Source organism: Cellulomonas fimi, assembly GCF_012952065.1.
Lineage (GTDB): Bacteria > Actinomycetota > Actinomycetes > Actinomycetales > Cellulomonadaceae > Pengzhenrongella > Pengzhenrongella fimi_A.
Map to the genome: position 1 here is coordinate 1 of NZ_JABCJJ010000020.1, position 22,698 is coordinate 22,698.

Here is a 22,698-nt window from a genome sequence, read left to right on the forward strand (position 1 = left end):
GAACGGTCGGCTCGAGCACCTACGCGGCTCTGCCCTCGGCTTCCGCAACCTCACCAACTACATCGCCAGATCGCTCCTCGAGACCGGCGGATTCCGACCCCGACTACACCCTCGATCCGGATGAGCCCGTTACTGCTACGTTCAGTCCTGCCGGGGGCGACGTAGAGAGGCGAGGTCAGAATGCGGGTCGATCGCGAGAGCAACGTGACCAACCTTCCGCTCGTCCGGCCGACATTTCATGTCGTGCTTTGGTCGCGCTCGCCGTGGCACGAGGCGGGAACGACTCCCGGGTTCGTCGCTGACGAGTATCGGGTGCGAGACGTCACCGACGTAGTTGACGTCCTGGATTGGGCGCGCACGCGCTCCGCCATCTGGGGAGTTTACGTTGAACTCCAGGACGGCGATTCCACTCTTCTCGCGCGCATCGCAGGCACGGACCCGAGTGAAGGCGCCGCGTTTGAAGTGCGCGCCGTCCGGGACTGACCACAGGCTTCTTGACCGAACGAAGAAGGGGAAACCTCTCATGAACTTGCGATCAGTGCGCGCCGCATGCGCCCTAAGTCGTTGTCGCTTTGGTGGGCAGCCTGGGAGCGGCGCCGGCTGGTGCGGCCACCGGCCCCGGCGGGGCCGTCATCACATGTCTGGTCAAGTTCAACAACCCCCACGGGTCGACCCACGTGAGGGGGACGATCAACGCAAGCGTCACGACGACCTGCACGGCGCCAGTCGACGTGATTACGCCGTTCTTTAGACTCAATGATCTCACTCGCGGCCGCACGGCTTATGCCGCCAATACAAAGGTGTACAACACGAGCAGATCTTACGCTAATGCGGCATTGTCCTGCGCGCCGGGAACTTATCAAGGGACCGGTTCAGTGCAGATTCGATTCCCTGCGGGTTTTACACCGCGCTATCAATATCCCGAAGGCGCGAGTCAAGCACTTGGAATTGCGTGCGGAGTTGCGTATAGTGCGCCGACCGCGGCCGCGCAGGAGATTTCGCTCGCCCCCGGCACTCAGATCCTGGCCGACGGTTCGGTGGTATTGACTCTGACGGCCGAGCGCGAATAATCGAGTTCACCGCTTACAACGTTCGAGTACCGTCCGCCGCGGTTCGGGGAGCTTGGGCGCAGGACCACTGCCGCCATCTCCTGGTCGTCAGGCAGGCCAATGCGCTGCGCCTGGGCGGCGATGGCGCCGGATTCGACAATTCGAGCTCACCGACAACCGAGGTCACGGGTGATCCCCGCCCTTTCGGCGATTGCAGCATCGTCTGCCAGCGCTCAACTTGGTCAAGTTTAGATGAGAATCAACGACTATTCCGCAGGTGTCATGAGACAAGACGGCCGCCGGGGTGACCGCCGTGCAGATCGCGGAGAAACGCGGCGGGGTTCGGCGGGGTGTCGAGCCTCTCAGCTCGGCCCACGACGAGGCTGATCGCGCCGTCTTGCTCCAGGTTGACTAGGACCGTTTGCACGCCGGGTAGCGGGATCTCGGCCTGGGCATGACGCCGCCGGTGGCCAGCCCGCTGCCACGGTCGTCGGTGCGGTGGGCACCGGGTAGGGAGGCGCCACAGGGCCCACAGGTGGGTTGGTGACTTGTCGCGGCGCCGACCTGCCGCGATCCCGACGGCCGCTTCCACGAGCCGCCCGTTGCCTCGTGAGCGAACGGAGCCCTACCCAGTTGACTACGCCAGCAAAGCCGGGAGGCGGGGCATATCGAGCCACGCACGCAACTGGGACGTAACCTTGACAACCAGCACGTCTCCGCCCACGCCACCCGCGGCGTCGACCGTGTGCGCCCGGAAGTCCTCCGTCGTCACCACACCACCTGCGTGCCGCGCCGTCCACGACCGCAGCAGGTCGAAGAATCCCGCGTCCCCCAGCGCCCCCCGCACCGCGTGCAACGTCAACGCCCCGCGCTTGTAGATGCGGTCGTCGAAGATCCGCTCGTACCCCGGGTCGGCGAGCACCAGGTCCTGGGGACGACGTCGGAGCCGGGCGTGCCAGAGCCGGGCCAGCTCGTCCGCCGTCGGCCCGCCCGATTCCTCGGACCAGAGCCACTCCGCGTAGCAGGCCGGGCCCTCGTTGAGCCAGATGTGCTGCCATGACGCCACCGACACCGCGTTGCCGAACCACTGGTGCGCCAGCTCGTGCGGCACGAGCCGCTCGTCGTCGCTCCCGGGCAGGAGATGGTTGGCCCCGAAGATCGCCATGCCCTGCGCCTCGAGCGGGATCTCGAGCTCGTCGGCCGTGACGACCACGGTGTACTCGCCGAACGGGTACGGACCGAACAGGCTCTCGAAGTGCGTCACCATGCGCCCCTGGCTCGAGAACGCCGTGCGCGCGGCGGCTGCGAGCGTGGGAGGCACCACGGCGACCTGCCGGACCGGCTCCTCGGCCAGCACGACCTCGTCGTACTGCCCCACCTGCACGGTCGCGAGGTACGTCGACGTCGGCGCCCGCTGCTCGTAGACCCACGTGGTCGCCCCGGCCCGCGCGCGGCTCGACACGAGCGTCCCGTGCGCGACGGCGCGGTACGGCTTCTCGACCGTGATCGACGTGCGGTACGTCGCCTTGTCGTCCGGACGGTCGTTGCAGGGGAACCACGACGGCGCGCCCGTCGGCTGGTTCGCGCACAGGGCTCCGTCGGTGAGCTCCTCCCAGCCGACCGGCCCCCACGGGCTCGGCACCAGGACGGGTGCACCGGCGTACGTGACGGTCACCGTCAGCCGGGCACCCGCCGACGCCGTCTCCCGCAGCCGGAGCACGAGGCGTCCCGACCGGTGCGAGTAACGCGCGAGGGAGGCTCCCGAGACCGCGACCTTCCGGACCGCCAACCCGTGCAGGTCCAGGGCGATCGCGTCGACCGGCTCGAGCGTGACCACGGAGAGGGTCGCGGTGCCGTCCAGCCGGTGGCTCGCGACCCGGTACGTCAGGTCGAGGCCGTAGTGCTCGACGTGGAAGTCCCGCGCACCGTGGTTCGGCTGGTAGGGCTCGAGCGCGGTCGCGGCGCTCACGCGGCCCCGCCGCCCGCACCGACGCGCCGTCGTGCGTCGTCGGCCGCGTGCCACGGCGCGATCGGGTTGCCGACCCACCGGGTCCCGGCCGGGACCGCCTCGCCCCGCAGCACGAGCGAGGCCGGGCCGACCGTCGCACCGGCACCGATCCGCGCGGCCGGGAGCACGATCCCGTGCGGGCCGAGCGTCGCGCCGTCCTCCAGCACCACGGTGTCCAGGCTCATCACGCGGTCGTGGAAGAGGTGGGTCTGCACCACGCACCCCGGTCCCACGGTCGCGCCGTCGCCCAGGTGCACCAGGTCGGCCTCGGGGAGCCAGTACGTCTCGCACCACACGCCGCGGCCGACCCGCGCACCCATCCCCCGCAGCCACCACACCAGCGCGACGCTACCGGTCGCCGGGTCGGCGAGGTACGGCGCGGCCACGGACTCGGTGAAGGTGTCCGCGAGCTCGCCGCGCCAGACCGCCGAGCTCCACAGCGGGTGCTCCGTGGGACGGAACCGCCCGACGAGCACCCACTTCGCCGCGATCGTGACGAGCCCCGCGACCGCACCGGCCGCGCACAGCACCAGCCCCGCCGTCGCCGCCGCGACGCCCCAGCCCGCGGCCAGCGCGACGGCCTGCAGCCCGAGCACGACGCCGAGCGCGACGAGGCACGTGACGACGGCCGGCACGAGCCGGCACAGCTCCACCAGCCCGCGCAGCACCTTGAGCCGGGTGGGCGGCTCGTACGTCCGCGACGGGTCGTCGAGCGTCGCGGCGCGCGGCAGCTTGACCGGCGGGCTGCCCAGGTAGCTCAGGCCCGGCCGCGTGCGGTTCGGCGTCGCGGAGAGCACGGCGACCAGGCCGTTCTTCGCGACCGTACGTCCCGGCGCCGTCATGCCCGAGTTGCCCACGAACGCGCGGCGGCCGACCTTCGCCGAGGCGATCCGTACCCAGCCACCGCCCACCTCGTAGGGCGCGACCATCGTGTCGTCGGCCAGGAACGCACCGTCCCGCAGCCGCATCATCGACGGCAGCCCCACGACGGTGGAGATCTCCGTGCCCTGCCCCACCTGCGCTCCGAGCAGCCGCAGCCACGCCGGCGTCGCGACCGACGAGTAGAGCGGGAACAGGATCGTCCGCGCGGCGTCCATCAGTCGCTCGACGCCCCAGGCCTGCACCGCGACGCGCGAGCGGGCCGGGTGGTAGCCCTCGGTCAGGCCGCGGCTGCCGAGCCGGACGCCGACGACGACGAGCAGCGCGTAGACCGCGTACGCGACGAGCGCGGCGCCGGTCCCCGCCAGGAGCGCCGGGCCCACGGCCGCGCCGAGGTCGGGCGCGTCCCGCACCGCGAACCCGACCAGCAGGAGCCCGACCGCCGCCGCGACCAGCGGCAGCACGGCGAGCGCGAGCCCGACGCCCGCGTACGCGACGACCCACCGCATCCGCCCCGGGGAGTCGGGACGCTCCGCGGGCCAGGGGTGCCGCGCCTCGTGGGCCCGCCGCGCGGGCGACCCGATCCAGTACTCGTCGGACCCGGTGGTGCCGTGCACGGCCGAGCCGGCCGCGACGTCGGTCCCGGAGCCGACGACGGCGCCCGGGTAGAGCACGCTCCGCGCACCGACCGTGGCGCGCGGCCCGACGACGACGCGGCCGAGGTGCAGCGCGTCGCCGTCGACCCAGTAACCCGAGAGGTCGACCTCGGGCTCGACCGAGGACTCGCGCCCGAGCGTGAGCATGCCCGTCAGGGGCGGCACCGAGTGCAGGTCGACGTCGCGCCCGATCCGGACACCGAGCGCCCGCGCGTACAGGCCGACGTAGGGCGCGGTGGCGGGCGTGACCGCGCCGACGCCGTCCGCGAACCGCTCGGCCGCCCAGAGCCGCAGGTGGACCGAGCCCGCACGCGGGTACGTCCCCGGCCGCACCCCGGCCAGCAGCGCCCGCGCGGCGAGCGCGCTCAGGCCCATGCGACCGACCGGGCTGATGGTCAGCAGCCACCCGGCCGCGACCCACCACCACGAGACCGGGACGGCCCAGGGGACCGACCACGCCGCGTCCAGGAGCGCGTTGAGCGCCGCGAGCACGGTGAGCCATCGCAGGCCGACCACCGAGCGCACCACGACCAGCACGAGGAGCTGGAGCGCCTGCGCGCCGACCGGGACAGGGCGGACGGGCGCGACGACGGGTGGCGCGTCGTCGGGCGCGGTGCGGCGCAGCCCGTCCAGGTGCGCCGCCAGCTCACCCACGGTCGGGTTCGCGTAGACCGCCGCGACCGTCACCTCGGGGTAGCGGGTCCGGAGCGCCGAGACGAGCTGCGCCGCGGTGAGCGAGCTGCCGCCGCGCGCGAAGAAGTCGTCGTCCGAGGCCGCGGGGTGCACGCCGACGACCGCGGCCCACTGCTCCCCCACCCAGGCCTCGGTGCCGCGCAGCGTGCTCGCACCCGCCGGCCGGTCGAGTCCCTCCACCGGCCACGGGAGCGCGTCCCGGTCGACCTTGCCCGACGTGCGGGTCGGGATCTCGCCGACCGGCGCGAGCAGCGGCACCATCGAGCCGGGCAGGAGCTCGCGGAGACGGGCCAGCAGGTCCGGGGTGTCGAGGTCAGCCCCCTGCTGGTCGGCCACCACGTACCCGACGAGCAGCGACGCGCCGGCGGCCGAGCGCCGCACCGCCGCCGCGGCCGCCGCGACGCCGGGCAGCGTCCGGAGCGCCGCATCGACCTCGGCGAGCTCGATCCGGTGCCCGTTGACCTTGACCTGGTCGTCCGCGCGGCCGACGAACAGCAGGCCGGCGGGGTCGCGGACCACCAGGTCGCCCGTGCGGTAGGCGCGCTCGGGTCCGAGCAGCGGGACGGGCGCGAACCGCGCGCCGTCCAGCTCGGGGTCGAGGTACCGCGCGACGCCGACCCCACCGATGACCAGCTCGCCGGTCTCCCCCGCGGCCACCTCCTCGCCGTCGGCCCCGACCACAGCGAGGTCCCAGCCGTCGAGCGGCAGCCCGATACGGACCGGCTCGCCGGGGGTCAGGAGCGCCGCGCAGGCGACGACGGTCCCCTCGGTCGGGCCGTAGGTGTTCCACAGCTCGCGGTCGGGTCGCCACAGCCGGTCGGCGAACTCGGGCGGCACGGCCTCGCCCCCGAAGATCAGCATGCGGACGCCGTCGAGCGTCTCGGGCGGCCAGAGCCCGGCGAGCGTCGGCACCGTCGAGACCACGGTGATCTCGCGCTCGACGAGCCACGGACCGAGCTCCATGCCGGCGCGGACGAGCGCGCGGGGCGCCGGCACGAGGGTCGCGCCGTGGCGCCACGCGAGCCACATCTCCTCGCACGACGCGTCGAACGCGACCGACAGGCCCGCGAGCACGCGGTCTCCCGGGCCGAGCGGCGCGCCGGCGAGGAAGATCCGCGCCTCGGCGTCGACGAAGGCGGCGGCGCTCCGGTGCGTCACGGCGACGCCCTTGGGCGTGCCCGTCGAGCCGGACGTGAAGATGACCCACGCGCCGTCGTCGAGCGTCGGTCGCTCGGGTTCGAGCGTGCCGGCGGCACCCGGTGCACCCGGCGACGCGTTCCCCGCCGGCGTGGCGATCGGCGTGGTGATCGGCGTGGCGATCGGCGTCCCGTCCGGGCGCAGCAGCTCGACGTCGCCCATGACCACGTCGACCCCGGCCGCGGCGAAGATCGTCGCGGCGCGCTCCTCGGGGTCGTCGGCGTCGACCGGGACGTAGGCGGCCCCCGCGCGCAGCACCGCGAGGATCGAGACGTACAGGCTCACCGTGCCCGACGCCGCGCGGACCCCCACGCGGTCGCCGCGCCGCACCCCGGCGGCCGCCAGACGCTCCGCACGCCCGCGCACCGCCTCCGCGAGGGCCTCGTACGTCAGCAGCTCGTCGCCGTCGTCGATCGCCACGGCCTGTGGCCAGGCGGCGACCGTCGCCTCGAAGACGTCGAGCAGGGTGCGCGCTGCGGGTGCCCGGTGCGCGGCCCGGAGGGGGTCGCCGACCGAGCGGTCGTCATCCGCAGCACCGTCCGACGGCGTCGCACCGCTCATCCGCTCGGCCTCCCGACAGCGCCGCGGCAGGTCTGACGGGACGGTCCCGGAGGCCGCAGGTGTCCTGCGAGCGACTGTGGCACACCGAGGTGAACAGGGAGGGTTACGGAACACCGCGCCGCGTTCGCGCGTTCCCGTGTCCATGACGAGTGATGAACTTTCCGGCACCCAGCAGATCCGCCCGCAGCTCACGTTCGGTCTCGACACGTTCGGCGACGTGACCGTCGATCTCGAGGGCCGGCCGGTCCCGGCGCACCAGGTGATCCGCGACGTCGTCGAGGAGGCCGTCGTCGCCGACCAGGTGGGGATCGACCACTTCAGCGTGGGCGAGCACCACCGGGACGACTTCGCGATCTCGGCACCCGACGTCATCCTCGCGGCCATCGCGGCCCGCACCGAGCGGATCACGGTCGGGACCGCCGTCACCGTGCTCAGCTCCGACGACCCGATCCGCGTCTACGAGCGGTTCGCGACCATCGACGCGATCAGCAACGGCCGGGCGGAGATCACCGCCGGGCGCGGCTCGTTCATCGAGTCCTTCCCGCTGTTCGGCTTCGACCTGTCGGACTACGAGATCCTCTTCGAGGAGAAGCTCGACCTCCTGGCGAAGCTCCGCTCGGAGGGCCCGATCAGCTGGACCGGCCGCACCCGTGCACCGCTGCGCACGGAGGGCCTCCACCCGACGACGGAGCGCGGCAGCCTCCCGGTGTGGGTCGCGGTCGGGGGGAGCCCCGAGTCCGTCGTCCGGGCCGCGCGGCACGGCCTGCCGCTCATGCTCGCCATCATCGGCGGCGCGCCGGCGCGGTTCGCGCCGTTCGTGGACCTCTACCGCCGGTCGACGGCAGGCACGTCGCTCCCGGTCGGGATCCACTCCCCGGGGTTCGTCGCCGACTCCGACGACGAGGCGCGCGACCTGCTCTACCCGCACTTCAAGACGAACCGCGACCGCATCGGCCGCGAGCGCGGCTGGCCGCCCGTGTCGCGCGCGGAGTACGAGCGTGAGGCCCGCGAGGGCGCGCTCTTCGTCGGGTCGCCCGAGACGGTCGCGCACCGCATCGCGGACGCCGTGACGACTCTGGGCGTCGACCGGTTCGACCTCAAGTACGCCAACGGGCCGATGCCGCACGAGCACCTGACGCGGTCGATCGAGCTGTACGGGACGCAGGTGATCCCGCGCGTGCGCGAGCTGCTCGCCGCCGCGTGACCGCGGGCGCGCCCCGACGGGACGGCCCGGCCACTGCCACCGCCTACGCCGGCCGGGCGATGCAGTGCTCCTACTTCGACGCCGGACGCTGCCGGTCGTGCACCCTGATGGGCGTGCCGCACGCCGAGCAGGTGGCCGGCAAGGAGCGGCACTGCCGCGAGCTGCTCGTGGCGTACCCGGGGCTCGAGTGGCTGCCGCCGGTCGCCGGTGGCGGGTCCGGCTACCGCAACAAGGCCAAGATGGTGGTCGGCGGGACCGCCGCCGCCCCCACGATCGGGATCCTCGACGCCGACGGGCACGGGATCGACCTCCGGGCGTGCGGCCTCTGCAGCCCGGGCCTGCTCGCCGCTTTCCCCACGCTCGCGGAGTTCGTCACGCGGGCGAACCTCACCCCGTACGACGTGCCCGGACGGACCGGTGAGCTCAAGTACCTGCTGGTCACGGAGTCACCCGGCGGCGAGCTGATGCTGCGGTTCGTGCTGCGCTCGCAGGAGCCGGTGGCCCGCATCCGCAAGCACCTCCCCGCCCTTCGCGCCGACCTGCCGCAGCTGGCCGTCGTGTCCGTGAACCTGCTCCCCGAGCACAAGGCGGTCGTCGAGGGGGACCGGGAGCTCGTGCTCACCCGCACCTCGACCCTGCGGATGCACGTGGCCGGGCTCGACCTGCACCTGCGGCCGCAGAGCTTCTTCCAGACCAACACCGAGATCGCCGCGGCCCTGTACCGCCGTGCGAGCGAGTGGGTCGACGAGCTCGGGCCGGCGTCCCTGTGGGACCTGTACTGCGGCGTCGGCGGCTTCGCGCTGCACTGCGCCGACCCCACGCGCGACGTCGTCGGCATCGAGACCAGCGTCGAGGCCGTCGCCGGTGCGCGGCTGAGCGCCCGCGACGCCGGCCTGGGCCGCGTGCGGTTCGAGGCGGGCGACGCGACCGCGTTCGCGCTGGCCGCCGACGACGCGCCGGACCTCGTGATCGTCAACCCGCCGCGGCGGGGCGTCGGCGCGGAGCTGAGCGCGTGGCTCGAGCACTCGTCCGTGCGCCACGTCATCTACTCGAGCTGCAACGCCGTCTCGCTCGCGCGCGACCTGGCCGCGATGCCCTCGCTGCGGCCGCGGCGCGCGCAGGTCCTCGACATGTTCCCGCAGACCACGCACTACGAGGTGATGGTGCTGCTGGAGCGACCCTGACGGCGACCCGGTCGCGGCCTGGTCACGTTCGTCCCGTTCGACACCCGCGCGCGTGGCCGAGAATGGTGTCCACCGACGACCGATGAGGTGGAACCGTTCTCTCGGTCACCACACCAGCCCGAGAACCACGCCGGCTCGAGAACCACGCAGCAGGCGAGGCACGACAGGAGAACCCTCGATGCGCGACGACGCGGCCGGCGCGGTCCAGCACCGGGTCGTCCGCGTCGACCGGGACGCGCTCGCAGGGGCGGCCGGTCAGGGCGGCGCCTGGCAGCACCTGCCGGAGGTCGCCCGGGCCCGACGCCGCACCCTCGGCACCCTGCTCGTCGCCCAGGTCGCGGGGTCGCTGGGCATCGGGGCCGCGCCCGCCGTCGGCATCCTCCTCGCCGAGGCGGTCACCCGCTCGGAGACCTGGTCCGGCATCGCGCGCGCGTCGACGACGATCGGCGCCGCCTTCTTCTCCCTGGCCCTCGGTGCGCTCGCCGCGCGCCGCGGCAGGCGCACGTCCCTGACGCTGGCCTGGGCCGTCGCCGCCGTGGGCGCCGCGCTCCTCGTCGCCTCGCCGATCGCGGGCTCGATCCCCCTGCTCGTGCTCGGCATGCTGGCGATGGGAGCCGGGACGGCGGGCGGGCTTCAGTCACGCTTCGCGGCCACCGACCTGGCGCTGCCGGAGCACCGGGGTCGCAGCCTCGCGCTCGTCGTCTGGGTCGGGACGCTGGGCGCCGTCGTCGGGCCGAACCTCGGCGTGCCTGGGCTCGCCGTCGAGCGTGCGCTCGGTCTCCCGCCTCTCTCCGGAGCGTTCGCGATCGGCGCCGTCCTGCTCGCGCTCACCGCGACGCTGCTGCTCGTGATGCTGCGGCCCGACCCGTTGAGGATGGCGCAGCGGCTCGGGGCCCGCGACGGCGCGGCATCTGCACCGGCACCGGCACCGGCACCGGCACCGGTTGCAGCCGACCGTACGCTGGGCACGGTCGCCGGGACGCGCGCGGCGCTGCGGATGCTGCGTGCCTCGGCGGACGGCCGCTTCGCGTTCGTCGCCCTCGTGCTGGCGCACGTGTCGATGGTCTCCGTGATGACCATGACGCCGGTGCACCTGAACCGCCACGGCGGCACCGTGACCCTCATCGGGCTCACGATCAGCGCGCACGTCGTGGGCATGTTCGGGTTCGCACCCATCGTGGGTGCAGCCGCCGACCGGTTCGGCCGGGTGCCGGTCGTCGTCGTCGGCCAGCTCGTGCTCGCCTCCTCCGCCGCCGTGAGCATCGTCGGCGCCGGCTCGCACGCGGCTGTCGCCGTCGCGCTCGGGCTGCTCGGGCTCGGCTGGTCGGTCGTGACGGTGCCGGCGTCGACCCTGCTCACCGAGTCGGTGCCGGCATCGAGCCGCCCGCTCGTGCAGGGGGCGGGCGACGCCTCGATGAACGCGGCGGCCGCCCTGGGCGCGATCGCGTCCGGTCCGCTGATGGCCACGGTGGGCTTCCCCGGCCTCGCGCTCGCGGCGGGCGCCGTGGTGGTGCCGGTGCTGTGGATGGCAGCGCGACGGGGGGCTGCGCGCACCCGGTGAGTCGGCCCTGCCGTCAGCGAGCGACGCCGGACGGTTCGGCGTGCCGCGCCGCCACGGGTCCCGACGGCCGGGCACCCCCCAGCGTGATCCGGCGGCCGCGGATGACGAGCCAGAGGGCGAGGAGCAGCTCGCCGACGAACGTGAACGTGCTCACGGTGACCGGGAGACCGATCGGGAGCACCGTGCCGACGGCGTCGACCGCGTAGCCCACGCCCGCCACCATCAGCAGGACTCCGAGCCACGACGGGACGTAGGGCGCCCGGACGGCCAGCACGCCCAGCACCAGCAGGTGCAGGCCGAAGAGGACGAGGCCGGCGTCCCAGACGTCCGAGAACCCGGTCATCCCCGCGGCGACCTGGGTCTGCTGCGCCGCGGTGGCCACGCCTCCGTCGATCGTGTCGAGCACCCGGAGGACCTCGACCAGCTCCAGCACGGCGAGCAGGTACACACCGGAGTAGGCCAGGCGGAGCGCCGCGGCCAGCGCCGAGGCCGCCCGGTGTACGGGAGCCAGCACCCGGTACAGCGCGAACGAGACGACCACGTCCAGCGCGATCACCGCGACGAGGGTGACCACGCCGGCGACGAACAGCCCGTGCGAGGCCATCACGTCCGCCGTCGTCGCGGCGGCGTCGCCGACGGTGACGAGGCCCTCGACCGCGACGAGGGCGCCGAACGGGGCCAGGACGGCCATGACGAGCAGCGCCGTCCCTGCCAGGAGCCCGCCGCGGCGGACCGATCGCTCTGCGGTGGTGGGGCTGGCGCCGATCGCGTTCATGATGCGTCCGCTCTGTGAGGCCCGGTCAGGGCGGGGGTCGCCGCGACTCGATGTACCGTACTTTGTACGTGTACTAAGTACGGTACGGTCTTCCCCAGCGATCTGACAAGGACCGGGGAGGCGCCATGGCACACCAGGACGACGCGGCGGCGCGCGACGCGGCGGCGCCCGACGCGCGGCGACAACCCCTGACCCGGGCGCGGCTGCTGGCCGGCGCCATGGCGGTCGCCGACGCGGACGGCATCGCGGGGCTCACCATGCGATCCCTCGCCCAGTCGCTCGGGGTCAGGCCCATGGCGCTGTACCACCACGTGGCGAACAAGGACGAGATCCTCGACGGCGTCGTCGATGCCGTCTTCGCGGAGATCTACGTGCCGTCCACCGAGGGGGACTGGCGCACCGAGCTGCGCCGACGCAGCGTCTCCGCCCGGTCCGTGCTGCGCCGTCATCCCTGGGCGACGCCGCTCATGGAGTCACGGATGAACGCGGGACCGGCGACGCTCCGCCACCACGACGCCGTGCTCGGGACCCTGCGCGGCGCAGGCTTCTCGCTCGAGCAGACGGCCCACGCCTATGCGCTGCTCGACAGCCACCTGTACGGGTCGTCGCTGCAGGAGTCCGGCCTGCCGTTCGACTCCCCCGACGACGTCCCCGCGCTGGCCGAGGCCTTCCTTGCCCACTTCCCCGCGCCGTCGTTCCCGCACCTCGCCGAGTTCACCACCCGCCACGTGCTCCAGCCGGGCTACGACTACGGCACCGAGTTCGAGTTCGGGCTCGACGTCATCCTCGACGCCGTGGCGCGCCTGCGGGACCGGGCCGACGGACGGGAGGATCAGGCATGACCGATCCCGCGACCCTGCTCCGCCGCGCCGCCCTGCTGGCCGCGAGCGCCGTGCTCGCGGCGGCCGTGGGTCAGCGCACGATGGCGCGCGTGTGGCGCCTGCGGGCCGGCTCGCGCGAGTCAGTGACGCACGGCCGCATCGCTGTGCAGGCCGATCGATCGACGGGAGAACGCGATGACCCAGGAGCGTGACGAGGTGCGGGGCGGTGGCCGGGTGACGGACGGCGACGGCGTGCTGGACGGCTGCCGCGTGCCGGTCGTGCTCGCGCCGATGGCCGGCGGCCCCTCCACGCCCGAGCTGTGCGCAGGGGTGAGCGAGGCGGGCGGGCTGGGTTTCCTGGCAGCCGGGTACCTCACCGCCGCCGACCTCGCGGCACGCATCGACGCGACCCGACGGCTCACGGACCGCCCGTTCGGGGTCAACGTGTTCGTCCCGGGCTCGCCCGGCGACGCGGCGGCGGTCGCGGCGTACGCCCGTCGCCTCGAGCCCGAGGCGACGCGGCTCGGCGTCGGCGTCGGCCAGGCACGGGTGGACGACGACGACTGGACCGCCACCCTCGACCTGCTCGCCGGCGACCCCGTGCCGGTGGTCTCGTTCACGTTCGGCTGCCCCGCGCCCGAGGACGTCGCGCGGCTCCGCGACGCCGGGAGCGAGGTCTGGGTGACCGTCACCTCGGCGGCCGAGGCACGCCTGGCGCAGGGGTCCGGCGCCGACGCGCTCGTGGTCCAGGGAGCCGAGGCGGGCGGTCACCGCGGGGGCTTCACCGATGCCGACGACGCGACCGGGCTCCTCGCGCTGCTCCAGCTCGTGCGCGTGGTCAGCTCCCTGCCGATGATCGCGGCGGGCGCGATCATGACCGGGGCTGCCCTCGCCGGGGTGCTCGCCGCGGGGGCACGGGCGGGGGCGCTCGGGACTGCGTTCCTGCGTTGCCCGGAGGCCGGGACCGTCGACCTGCACCGGCAGGCGCTCGCGCGCGGGGACGAGCGGTCGACGCGGCTGACTCGGGCGTTCACCGGCCGCCTCGCCCGCGGGCTCGAGAACCGGTTCCTCCTGGAGCACTCGGCGCACGCGCCGTCGGCCTATCCCGAGGTGCACTTCCTCACGGCGCCGCTCCGCGCGGCGGCACGGGCGGCGGGGGACGCGGAGGCGGTCAACTTGTGGGCAGGGCAGGCGCACCCGCTCGGCACGGAGCTGCCCGCAGGCGAGGTGGTCGCGCGCGTCGCCGCGGAGGCCCGTGCCGCCGTGGAGGCGGTCGCCCGGCTCCTCGTCTGACTGCCGGCCGCCCGCCTCTCGCTCCTGTCCGGCCGCTGCCTCTCGCGCCTCTCCGGCCGCCCGCCTGTTCATCCGGCCGATCCGCACCGCCGCGCCCGTCCATCCGTCCGTCGGTCCGTCCGTGCGGAGCATGGTGCTCCTGGGGCCTGCGGGACGGGCCCACCGTGCGATCGGCCCTCAGGTGTCCCACCGGACACATGCTCCGCGCGGAACGACTGACGACGCCGGTCGACGACGGCGCGAGCGATGCAGCGTGGTATGGGCCGCCCAGCCCCCGTGCGATCAGGTGTTGAGAAGGATCGTCAGCGCGAGAGCGGTGGACACCGCCCCGAGCACCACGCCCGCCGTGACCCACCTCGTGCGCCGCTCGGCCCACGGGACGAAGGTGAACGGCGTCGCGAGAAGCGCGCCCGGCAGCAAGGCGACGAGCAGTGCCTGGTACACGTCCGAACGATGCGGCCCACCGGACGGGCACGACTCGAAGCCACACAGCATGAGGAGAGAGGCGAAGGCGATCGCCGCCGCAGGGTTGCACGCGAGCAGGACGAGCCCCACGAGGGCCCACCGAGCGGGAGCGCGGGGGCGCCCCGCCCGGGCCCCGCGGGAGGACCGGCTCCCGCTCACAGCTGCCGGTCCGACACTCGGCCGCTCCCGGTCAACTGCACCTTGCCCCCGATCACTCCTGCCACCTCGGCGACGGGCGTTGACCGCGACGCTCCACGAGTGGCGGATTCTGACGTTCAGCACGGTGCCACTGACGACGTGACGACGTGACGACCAGGCGGAGGGGCCCGGCATCGCCTGCGGGGCCCCTCCTGTCGCAGATCGCGCGGTCCGCGTCAGTCGTCGAACGTGAACCAGTTGAGGTTGACGATCCCGCCCGAGCCGCCGCCGCGGAACGTCACGTACACGTCACGCACGCCCCGCACCGGCTCGGTCACCGGTGCGCTCACGCTCGCCCACTGCTGCCACCCACCCGTGCTGGTGACCGGCACGCTGGCGACGACCGGCCCGGTCGGGCTGTCGAGCCGGTACTCGACCACTCCCCCGGCGGCGCTCTCGGAGGCGACGCGGGTCACGACCGCGCGCGGGCCCCTCGAGCCGAAGTCCATCCCCTTGTAGGTCAGCACGTCGCCCTCGTGCACGTAGCCGACGTTCATGCCGGGGCCGCCGTCCTCCGTGTCCTGGATCTCGGTACCCGTCTGCCGGTCGTGCGTCTCGGCCTGGATCTTGCCCAGCCCGGGGCGGGTGCCGAGCGTCCACGTGACCGAGTCGGTGCGCCGCACGCCGCCGATGGTCGCGGCCACCGTCACGACGTTCTGCCCGGGGTCGAGCGTGACGTCGTCCCATCGGAAGATCTTGTCGCCACTCGCGCGGCTGCCCAGCGGCCGACCGTTGAGCGTGGCCGAGACGGACGTCGCGTTCGAGTAGACCTTGAGGTCCGTCAGCGGGTCGGTGCGATCCGCCCAGCGCTCGCTCGTGATGTGCAGCGTCGGCGTCGACGCCCAGCTCGCCTTGTAGAAGTAGTACGCGTCCTTGCGCACCTGCCGGTCGCGGGTCACCAGGCCCTTGTCGTTGATGCCGGGCTGGTCGCCCTCGCTGCGCCGGTCGGACGCGAAGTCGAACATGTTCCACACGAAGCTGCCCCAGATGAAGGGACGTGCCTCGATGTCCTTCCAGACCCGCTCGTGGAACTGCGCCTGGTACTCCTCGGGGTGCCAGCGGCCGGTCGTCTCGGGCTTGAGCGGGTCGAGCGCGTGCTGCCTCGTGTTCGCGCCGGCCCCGTACTCGGAGATGCCGATCGCCTTGTCCGGCTCGGCGGCGCGCAGCTTGTCGGCCCACTGCCCGAAGCTCTCGCGATCCGGGCTGCCGTACCAGCCGAAGTACTTGTTGTAGCTCGACGTCTCGGCGTGCTCGGTGACCGGGCTGCTGTCGCTGAGGCAGCAGCTCGCGTACGTGGTGATGCGGTCCGGATCCTCGGCGTCGGCCAGGTCGGAGAGCCCGGCCAGCAGCTCGTTGGTCCGCGCGTCGTCAACCCGCTGCTCGTTGCCGATCCCCCAGAACACGATCGACGGGTGGTTGTAGTTCTGCCGGATCATCTCGGTGAGCTGCTGCCGCACGTTCTGCTCGAAAGCCGGCGTGTCCGTGTAGTCGTTGATGAACGGGAGCTCCGCGTACACCACGAACCCGCGCTCGTCGGCGAGCTCGTAGTCCTTCTGGTCGTGCTGGTAGTGCGCCATCCGGACGGCGTTGGCGCCCATCTCGCCGATGATGTCGAAGTCCTCGACGTGGTCGGCGTTGCTCTGGGCCCAGCCGATCTCGGCACGGTCCTGGTGCAGGTTGACGCCGCGCAACGGCAGGCGCGCGCCGTTGAGCGAGAAACCCTCGTCGGCGTCGACCGCGACGGTCCGCAGGCCGAGCGGCTCGGTGACGACGTCGACGACGCGGCCCGTCGCCCGGTCGATCACCTCGACGTTCGCGTCGTAGAGGTAGGGGTCGGCGACGCCGTTCCACAAGCGCGGCCGCGCGATCGCGATGATCTGCACGACCTCGGTCCCCTCGCCCGCCGCGAGCGTCGAGGTGCCGCTCGTCTGCTCGACGACGACGCCGCCGTCGGGCCGGGTGACGACCGTGCGGACCGCGAGGGTCCGGGCGTCGTCGTTGTTGTTCCAGAGCTTGGTCGTGACGTCGACCGTGGCGGACGAGGCCGAGACGTCGCGCTGGCGCAGGTAGACGCCCGGGCCCCCGAAGTCGAGCATCCGCACCTGCAGGGGGTCGACCGCCCAGAGGCTGACGTTGCGGTAGATGCCGCCGGAGAAGCTGAAGTCCGCGCGCAGCGGCGCGATGTCGGCGTCGGGCGAGTTGTCGACCTTCACCGCGAGCACGTTGTCGGCGCCGACCCGCAAGGCAGACGTCGCGTTGAACCGGAAGCGCGAGTAGCCGCCCTCGTGCCGGCCGAGGTAGACGCCGTTCACCCAGACGTCCGCGACCTGGTTGACGCCCGCGAACTGCAGGTAGAGCTGCTTCCCGGCCTGGTCGGCGGCGACCGTGAGGCGCTGGCGGTACCAGCCGATCCCTCGGTAGTAGTCGTCTCCTCCGTCGGCGCCGTCCGCGTCGTTCCAGGTGTGCGGGGTGGTGACGGCCTCCCAGCCGCGGTCGTCGAACTCGGGCGCCTGCGCACCGGCGACGTCGGCCCTGAGGAAGCGTCACCCGGCGTTGAGGTCGACGCGCTCGCGCAGGTCCGGTGGCGCGTAGGTGGCCGCCGAACCGGCAGTCGTGGCCGCGGTGGCTGGGGTCGTCGGGGTCGCGCCGACGAGCGCGGGCAGCAGACCCAGCAGGACGATGAGGACGACGGACTTCACGGCTCGCATGAGTGCTCCCCCTGTGGCCGCCCCGGGGGACCCGCGACGCTGCGGGTCGAGGCGGTGGGTGAAGTGTGCTCAGACCGGGTGAGATCGGCATCAAGTTGCCACTTGTTGCCCGCGCCGCAGCCTCGTCGGGGCGACGAACCGGTACACCGCCGCCATTCTGGGGGCCTCGAGGTCGAGGGCCGGACGTTCCCGCCGCCAGGGCCGACGTCCTCGCCCGGGTCTGAGCGCGCCGCCGGGCCATGGTCGTCGGCGTCACGCGGTCCGGACGACGTCGTAACGGGCGCACGCGAACTCGCCGTTGATGGCCAGCTCGGTCAGGCGCAGCTCGAGCCGTCTCGGCAGGAGCGGCGCACCCGACCCGAGCGTCACCGGCGCGTAGGCGATCACCACCTCGTCGAGCAGCCCCGCGTCCGCGAACTGGCCCGCGAGCTCACCCCCGCCCATGACCCAGACGTCACGCTCACCCGCCGCGTCCGCGAGCTCCGCGTGGACGGCGACGACGTCGCGGTCGGTGAACCGGACGTCCGCGTCGGGCGGCGCCTCGAGGTCGCGATGCGTGAAGACCCAGGTCGGGACGACGTAGTCCCAGGTGTCGAGGTGCTCGCGGATCCAGCGGTAGGTCGACGCTCCCATGGCGATGGCACCCACACCCTCGACGAAGGCGTCCGGCCCCATCGGTCCGCGCTGGTCGATGTCGCGGCTCACCAGCCAGTCGAGCGCATGGTCCGGTGCGGCGATGAAGCCGTCGAGGCTGCTGGCCACGTAGTAGGTCGTGCGGGGGGAGCGGCGTCCGGCGTCGACCATCCGCCCATCGTGACGCAGGACCGCCGCCAGGTCAGCCCGTGCCGCGGCGCAGACGGCTCCCCCCGCCCGCCCCCCACCGCGGCTCCGGGCCGGGGCGTGAGTTCGCTGGTCCGGCCTCGAGTTCGCTGATCCGGACCAGCGAACTGGGGACCGGACCAGCGAACTCGACGACACCGAGCGTGGGTGGTCGTCGTATCTGGCGCCGGGCACCCGCCTCGTTGGATCGTGGGCACCGGAGCACCGTGGCAGAGGAGCCTGGCATGCGCGACGACGAAGGTTCGGCGGGGCTCGTCCCGGCGCCCGTGCCGCTGGCCGGGCTCACCGAGATCCGGGTGCACGGGGTCGGCGGCACGACGCCCGAGACGCTGCTGGGCGACCTGAGCCCGACGATGGTCGCCGGCGACCGCGTCGCGGGCTTCTACCGCACGAGCGACGCCCAGGGTCGGCACCGCGAGGCGTACTCCTGGGGCGGGCTGACGTCGCGCTCCCGCTCGCGTGCGCTGTGGGCGCTCCTGCTCCCGTCGATGTTCGCCAACATGGCCGGGTGGATGGCCCAGCGCTGGGTCACGTCGGGCGACGTCGAGACGCGGGAGGCGCCGACCACCCGCCCCTTCCGGTGGGCCGCGCGGCTCGCGGCGCTGGCCCTCACCCTGAGCACGGCCGTGATGGTCACGATGGTGTGCCTCGACACGCTCGCGTACCAGTGCGGGGCCCAGGCGGCCTGCCGCCGCACCGGGTGGTGGACGGGGCCGCTCGACGTCGTCGCGCCGCTCGACCGTCCCGGCGCGCGGCTCGCGACGGGCGCCACCGTGGCGCTCGCGATCGCGCTGCTGTTCTACGTGCTCGCGAACCGCACCCGGTCGGCGTACGAGCGCGTCGAGCCGCCCACCCCCATCAGCGTCGACCAGGGCGCCCTCGACCCGGAGGCCTCGACGCCGACCCCGTCCCGACGGAGCGCCGCCGCCCAGGTGGGCGGCCTGCGTCATCCCGAGTTCTGGTCCGGCGCGCTGTGGCACACCCACCTGTCCCGGCTGCACCTCGCGGCGTGCCTCGCGGTCGTGGCGACCATGCTCGGCTGGCCGCTCGTGCAACTGGGGTCCGGCGCGCTCGCCGCAGCGGCGGTCGTGCTCGGCGGGCTGAGCCTCGTCGCCGTCCTCGCGGCCCTCGCGCTGGACGACGCCGCGCCCCGGCTCGCGATCGCCGTCGTGCTCGGAGCGCTGCTGGCGTTGGGGCTCGGTCTCTCCGCGGCCCTCGTGCTGCCGACCGCCGCCGCGACGGGGGCCCTGCCCGGGAGTCGCGAGGCCGTCAACGTGGGGTGGGGGCTCAGCCTGGTGCTGCTGGTCCCCCTCGTGGTGCAGCAGAGCGTCGCGTGGGCGCGGCGGCGGGCACTGGCGGAGTCGCCGGCCGGCCGGCGCCGCGTGGACGTGTTCCCCTGGGCCGGTCCTTTCGTCATGAACACCGTCGCGATGCTGATCGCGAACACGGTGCTGCTCTCGGTGATGGTGTTCGTGGCGCGGGCGCTCGGCCGGGTCGAGTGGGGGTTCGGGCCCGGGCCCGGTGCTGTGGGCACGCCCGGCCCCGCGACCCTGTGGGTCCCGCCGGCCGTCGGGTCGCTCGCCTCGGTCCTCTCGATCGGGCTGATCACGGTCACGGTGGTGTTCGCCGTCGTCGTCGGGCTCTGGCTCCGCCGCGCCGCCGGCAAGGACGCGGTCGCCGTGGAGGCCGATCTGCGATCGCGGTACGCGCGCGAGGGCGTCCCGCAGATCCAGTCGGTCGTCGAGCCGCGCACCGACGCGGCGTGGTGGCGGTCCGCGTTCGACCCGCCGCCGTTCGCCCCGATCTCCGCGCGGACTTCCGGCCACCCGAGCCGGTGGGTGCGCAAGGTCGCGCTCATGCGTCGCGTCGGGGCGCACTCGCGGGTCGTGGCCTGGCTGTTCGTCGTGTTCACGGGCTTCGCGCTCGTCGGCCTCGTGCTGTTCCTCGGGTACGTGTGGGTGCTCGGCCGCGGCGCGCCGATGGTGCTGGTCGAGCTCGGGACCACGGTCGCCGTCGCGCTGCCGCCGCTCTACGTGCTCGTCCTGACCGCGACGTGGCGCAACGAGCGCTACCGCCGCGTGCTGGGATCGCTGTTCGACGTGGGGACCTTCTTCCCGCGCTCGTTCCACCCGTTCGCGCCGCCGTCGTACACCGAGCGAGCCGTGCCGGAGCTCACGCGCCGCATCTGGCGGCTGCACGACAACGGCGGCAGCGTGGTGCTCACCGCGCACTCGCAGGGCAGCGTGCTCGCGGCGGCGGCGCTCGGCCGGGAGTCGGCGCGGCCCGGCGACGAGCCGCGCGTCGGGCTGGTCACCCTCGGCTCACCGCTCGCCAAGCTCTACCGGTGGGCCTTCCCCGCGCTGTTCAGCGACGGGTTCCTCGCCGGGCTGGCGAGCGGGGCCGCCGGCATCGGGCGGGTGCGCTGGCGCAACGTGCACTACCTGACCGACTACATCGGCGGCCCGGTCCGGACCGAGGGATCGGTGATCGCCGGGGGCATCGACGTCGAGCTCGTCGACCCGCCGACCCACCGCTACGTGTTCGACCAGCCGCTCCCCCGCGTGCTGAGCCACACGGGCTACTGGTCCGACCGCGCCTTCTGGCGTCAGGTCGACGAGATGTGCCAGGCGGTCCGGCCGGGCACCGCGGCGCCACCCGCGTCGGTGGACGGGCTCGGCACCGTGCACGACGGCGCAGGGGCCGTCGGCGACGCCGGCTCGCAGGACGCCGGCTCGCAGGACACGGTGGTGGCCGATCCCCGGATCCCGGTCCGGTACCGCTGAAGCCGGACCAGGCCGGGACAGAAGGTCCCTGCAGCGACGCCTGCCAGACTGGCTCCTCGGGGTGGGCGGCCCGACGCGCTCAGGCGGGCGTCCGCGCGCCCTCGACCGCTCGACCGAACCACCCCGTGATGGTCGTCGGGTGCGTGATCGCGGTCCCGACGCACACCGCGAACGCGCCCCGCCGGATGGCCTCGGCGGCATGCTCCGGGGTGTGGACTCGCCCCTCGACCATGACCGGCAGCGCGCAGGCCGCGACGACCTGGTCGACCAGCTCGAAGTCCGGGCCCTCGGTCTTCGGTCGCTCGCCCGAGTAGCCCGAGAGCGTGGTGCCGAGGATGTCGGCGCCCGCGTCCTGCGCCGCGAGCGCGTCGTCGAGCGAGCCGCAGTCCGCCATCACCAGCACGCCGGGGTGCACCGCCCGCAGCCGCTCGAGGGTCTGCGCCAACGTGAGCCCGTCGGGCCGCGGCCGGCGGGTGCCGTCGAGCGCCACGACGTGCGCCCCGGCGTCGGCCACCGCGAGCGCGTGCTCGAGCGTCGGCGTGATGAAGACGCCGTCGTCGCCGTCCTTCCACAGGCCGATGACGGGCACGTCGACCGCGGCCACGGTCTCGCGGACGTCCGCGATCCCCTGGACGCGCACCGCCGCCGCACCGCCGATCACGACCGCGCGGGCGACCTGCGCCATCGTGCGCGGGTCGCGCATCGGCTCGCCGGGGTACGCCTGGCACGACACGACCAGCCGGCCACGCATCGACTCGATCATCGGGTGCATCGTCACTCCTCCACGTCGCTGGGGTCGAGCAGGGCCCACGCGCCGCGGGCGGCGCCCACGATCGCCGCCGTCCCGCCGAGCGCCGCCGGCACGAGCGGCACGTCCGCCAGCACGTCGATCACCTCGGCGCGCAGCGCGCGCTCCATCGGTTCCCACCACACGGGCCCGGCCCCCGCGAGCCCGCCGCCGACGACGACCACGGCCGGGTCCAGCACCGTCACCACCGCGGCGATCGCGCGCCCGACGGCCGACGCCGACTCCTCGACGACGCGCAGTGCGAGCGCCTCGCCGGCCGACGCCCGCGCCACGACGTCGCGCGTGTCGAGCGCCGCCGCGTCGCCGCCGCGCGCCCGGTAGAGCCGGTGCAGCGCCGGCCCCGAGCCGATCGACTCGAGGTGACCGGGTCGCCCGCACGAGCAGCGCAGGCCGTCGGCCCCGCCGATCGGCAGGTGGCCCATCTCCCCCGCGACGTGGTGCGCGCCGCGCAGCGGCCGCCCCGCGAGCACGACCGACGCCCCCACCCCGGTACCGACCGCCACCATGAGCGCGCTGGACGCCCCCGCGGCGGCACCGAGCCAGGCCTCGCCGGCGGCGTGCGCGTCGACGTCGTTCTCGACGAAGACCGGCAGCGCGCCGCTCGAGCCACGGTCCTCGCCGTCGGCCGCACCGCCGAAGCCGGACGCGCCCGCGAGCCGCACCCGCACCCCCGCGGCGACCTCCGTCCCGGCCCAGCCCGTCAGCGCGTCGGTCGAGGACACGATCACGCCGCGGCCCACGTCCACCACGCCGGCCGTGCCGATCCCCACGGCCCCGACCCCCGGCACCGGCGCGCCGGCCGCCCCGGCCGACGCGACGGCGTCGGCCACCACCGCACGGGCGAGCCCCGCCACGGCGTCCAGGATCGCGGCCGGGCCGTCGTGCGCCGGGGTCGGCACGGTCAGCACCGGCCCCGGGACGCCGTCGGCCGTCACGAGCGCCGCGGCGATCTTGGTGCCGCCGAGGTCGACGCCGAGGACGGAGATGGTCACGGCAGGTCGGGTCACGAGCGCCG

Annotated in this window: 17 protein-coding genes and 1 pseudogene; 8 read left to right on the forward strand and 10 right to left on the reverse strand. The window is 74.0% G+C overall.

Translation table 11 applies throughout. The features are described from left to right. Positions 1–180 precede the first annotated feature (180 nt). Positions 181–483: a hypothetical protein gene (locus tag HIR71_RS12055; RefSeq protein WP_169325320.1), complete on the forward strand. Its 303-nt coding sequence runs from the start codon at positions 181–183 to the stop codon at positions 481–483. 1,203 nt (positions 484–1,686) lie between these two features. On the opposite strand, the gene HIR71_RS17515 is transcribed toward HIR71_RS12055, so the two are convergent. Next, positions 1,687–3,018: a M1 family metallopeptidase gene (locus HIR71_RS17515; RefSeq protein WP_169325321.1), complete on the reverse strand. Its 1,332-nt coding sequence runs from the start codon at positions 3,016–3,018 to the stop codon at positions 1,687–1,689. After that, complete coding sequence (locus tag HIR71_RS12065; RefSeq protein WP_169325322.1) at positions 3,015–7,043, reverse strand: Pls/PosA family non-ribosomal peptide synthetase; 4,029 nt, start codon at positions 7,041–7,043, stop codon at positions 3,015–3,017. The genes HIR71_RS17515 and HIR71_RS12065 overlap by 4 nt, the downstream gene beginning before the upstream one ends. 142 nt (positions 7,044–7,185) lie before the next feature. Here HIR71_RS12065 and HIR71_RS12070 point away from each other — a divergent pair, with 142 nt between their 5' ends. The 3 genes from HIR71_RS12070 to HIR71_RS12080 all read left to right on the forward strand — a co-directional run bounded on the left by HIR71_RS12070 (position 7,186) and on the right by HIR71_RS12080 (position 10,992). Beyond that, positions 7,186–8,247 carry an LLM class flavin-dependent oxidoreductase gene (locus HIR71_RS12070; protein WP_169325323.1) on the forward strand — a complete coding sequence of 354 codons (1,062 nt, stop codon included), beginning with the start codon at positions 7,186–7,188 and terminating at the stop codon, positions 8,245–8,247. A gap of 59 nt (positions 8,248–8,306) precedes the next feature. Beyond that, on the forward strand, positions 8,307–9,431 hold the full coding sequence (rlmC, locus tag HIR71_RS12075; RefSeq protein ID WP_169325355.1) for a 23S rRNA (uracil(747)-C(5))-methyltransferase RlmC: 1,125 nt from the start codon (positions 8,307–8,309) through the stop codon (positions 9,429–9,431). A 178-nt stretch (positions 9,432–9,609) separates the two neighbouring features. Next, the gene (locus HIR71_RS12080) at positions 9,610–10,992 is read left to right on the forward strand and encodes an MFS transporter (RefSeq protein ID WP_169325324.1); all 1,383 of its coding nucleotides are present in this window, start codon (positions 9,610–9,612) and stop codon (positions 10,990–10,992) included. A 13-nt stretch (positions 10,993–11,005) separates the two neighbouring features. Here HIR71_RS12080 and HIR71_RS12085 read toward each other — a convergent pair whose 3' ends face one another. Beyond that, complete coding sequence (locus tag HIR71_RS12085; protein ID WP_169325325.1) at positions 11,006–11,767, reverse strand: DUF4386 domain-containing protein; 762 nt, start codon at positions 11,765–11,767, stop codon at positions 11,006–11,008. Between the two features lie 125 nt (positions 11,768–11,892). Between HIR71_RS12085 and HIR71_RS12090 the strand changes: the two genes are divergently transcribed. The 3 genes from HIR71_RS12090 to HIR71_RS12100 are packed head-to-tail and all read left to right on the forward strand — an operon-like array spanning position 11,893 to position 13,881. Continuing rightward, positions 11,893–12,609, forward strand: coding sequence for a TetR/AcrR family transcriptional regulator (locus HIR71_RS12090; RefSeq protein WP_169325326.1), 717 nt, complete (start codon positions 11,893–11,895; stop codon positions 12,607–12,609). Further along, positions 12,606–12,800, forward strand: a complete 195-nt coding sequence (locus HIR71_RS12095; RefSeq protein WP_169325327.1) for a hypothetical protein — start codon at positions 12,606–12,608, stop codon at positions 12,798–12,800. Before HIR71_RS12090 ends, HIR71_RS12095 begins: the two co-directional genes overlap by 4 nt. After that, the gene (locus tag HIR71_RS12100; protein WP_211374129.1) at positions 12,784–13,881 is read left to right on the forward strand and encodes a nitronate monooxygenase; all 1,098 of its coding nucleotides are present in this window, start codon (positions 12,784–12,786) and stop codon (positions 13,879–13,881) included. Before HIR71_RS12095 ends, HIR71_RS12100 begins: the two co-directional genes overlap by 17 nt. A 282-nt stretch (positions 13,882–14,163) precedes the next feature. Here HIR71_RS12100 and HIR71_RS12105 read toward each other — a convergent pair whose 3' ends face one another. The 5 genes and pseudogenes from HIR71_RS12105 to HIR71_RS12115 form a co-directional block, all read right to left on the reverse strand. Further along, entirely contained in the window at positions 14,164–14,325 is a 162-nt protein-coding gene (locus tag HIR71_RS12105) for a hypothetical protein (RefSeq protein ID WP_169325328.1), read from the reverse strand. 395 nt (positions 14,326–14,720) lie between these two features. Then, the gene (locus tag HIR71_RS12110) at positions 14,721–16,640 is read right to left on the reverse strand and encodes a carbohydrate-binding protein (RefSeq protein ID WP_249051832.1); all 1,920 of its coding nucleotides are present in this window, start codon (positions 16,638–16,640) and stop codon (positions 14,721–14,723) included. A 36-nt stretch (positions 16,641–16,676) separates the two neighbouring features. Continuing rightward, positions 16,677–17,033 (reverse strand): annotated as a pseudogene (locus HIR71_RS16935) (glycosyl hydrolase 2 galactose-binding domain-containing protein); the annotation flags it as partial. A gap of 54 nt (positions 17,034–17,087) precedes the next feature. Beyond that, entirely contained in the window at positions 17,088–17,252 is a 165-nt protein-coding gene (locus HIR71_RS16475) for a hypothetical protein (protein ID WP_211374131.1), read from the reverse strand. 252 nt (positions 17,253–17,504) lie between these two features. Beyond that, positions 17,505–18,056 carry a dihydrofolate reductase family protein gene (locus HIR71_RS12115; RefSeq protein ID WP_169325329.1) on the reverse strand — a complete coding sequence of 184 codons (552 nt, stop codon included), beginning with the start codon at positions 18,054–18,056 and terminating at the stop codon, positions 17,505–17,507. Between the two features lie 260 nt (positions 18,057–18,316). Between HIR71_RS12115 and HIR71_RS12120 the strand changes: the two genes are divergently transcribed. After that, the gene (locus HIR71_RS12120; RefSeq protein WP_169325330.1) at positions 18,317–20,875 is read left to right on the forward strand and encodes a hypothetical protein; all 2,559 of its coding nucleotides are present in this window, start codon (positions 18,317–18,319) and stop codon (positions 20,873–20,875) included. A gap of 79 nt (positions 20,876–20,954) precedes the next feature. Here HIR71_RS12120 and HIR71_RS12125 read toward each other — a convergent pair whose 3' ends face one another. Beyond that, complete coding sequence (locus HIR71_RS12125; protein WP_169325331.1) at positions 20,955–21,647, reverse strand: N-acetylmannosamine-6-phosphate 2-epimerase; 693 nt, start codon at positions 21,645–21,647, stop codon at positions 20,955–20,957. Positions 21,648–21,649: 2 nt separating this feature from the next. Continuing rightward, positions 21,650–22,675 (reverse strand): ROK family protein, encoded by a 1,026-nt coding sequence (locus HIR71_RS12130; protein ID WP_311836257.1) that lies wholly within the window; start codon positions 22,673–22,675, stop codon positions 21,650–21,652. Positions 22,676–22,698: the final 23 nt, after the last annotated feature.

What these genes read in the sequence shown, in the direction of transcription:
- HIR71_RS12055 (WP_169325320.1), top strand. Translation starts at nt 181, where the DNA reads ATGCGGGTCGATCGCGAGAGCAACGTGACCAACCTTCCGCTCGTCCGG.
- HIR71_RS12065 (WP_169325322.1), bottom strand. Translation starts at nt 7,043, where the DNA reads ATGAGCGGTGCGACGCCGTCGGACGGTGCTGCGGATGACGACCGCTCG.
- HIR71_RS12070 (WP_169325323.1), top strand. Translation starts at nt 7,186, where the DNA reads ATGACGAGTGATGAACTTTCCGGCACCCAGCAGATCCGCCCGCAGCTC.
- rlmC (WP_169325355.1), top strand. Translation starts at nt 8,307, where the DNA reads ATGCAGTGCTCCTACTTCGACGCCGGACGCTGCCGGTCGTGCACCCTG.
- HIR71_RS12080 (WP_169325324.1), top strand. Translation starts at nt 9,610, where the DNA reads ATGCGCGACGACGCGGCCGGCGCGGTCCAGCACCGGGTCGTCCGCGTC.
- HIR71_RS12085 (WP_169325325.1), bottom strand. Translation starts at nt 11,767, where the DNA reads ATGAACGCGATCGGCGCCAGCCCCACCACCGCAGAGCGATCGGTCCGC.
- HIR71_RS12090 (WP_169325326.1), top strand. Translation starts at nt 11,893, where the DNA reads ATGGCACACCAGGACGACGCGGCGGCGCGCGACGCGGCGGCGCCCGAC.
- HIR71_RS12095 (WP_169325327.1), top strand. Translation starts at nt 12,606, where the DNA reads ATGACCGATCCCGCGACCCTGCTCCGCCGCGCCGCCCTGCTGGCCGCG.
- HIR71_RS12100 (WP_211374129.1), top strand. Translation starts at nt 12,784, where the DNA reads ATGACCCAGGAGCGTGACGAGGTGCGGGGCGGTGGCCGGGTGACGGAC.
- HIR71_RS12110 (WP_249051832.1), bottom strand. Translation starts at nt 16,640, where the DNA reads ATGCTCGACTTCGGGGGCCCGGGCGTCTACCTGCGCCAGCGCGACGTC.
- HIR71_RS16475 (WP_211374131.1), bottom strand. Translation starts at nt 17,252, where the DNA reads ATGCGAGCCGTGAAGTCCGTCGTCCTCATCGTCCTGCTGGGTCTGCTG.
- HIR71_RS12115 (WP_169325329.1), bottom strand. Translation starts at nt 18,056, where the DNA reads ATGGTCGACGCCGGACGCCGCTCCCCCCGCACGACCTACTACGTGGCC.
- HIR71_RS12120 (WP_169325330.1), top strand. Translation starts at nt 18,317, where the DNA reads ATGCGCGACGACGAAGGTTCGGCGGGGCTCGTCCCGGCGCCCGTGCCG.
- HIR71_RS12125 (WP_169325331.1), bottom strand. Translation starts at nt 21,647, where the DNA reads ATGCACCCGATGATCGAGTCGATGCGTGGCCGGCTGGTCGTGTCGTGC.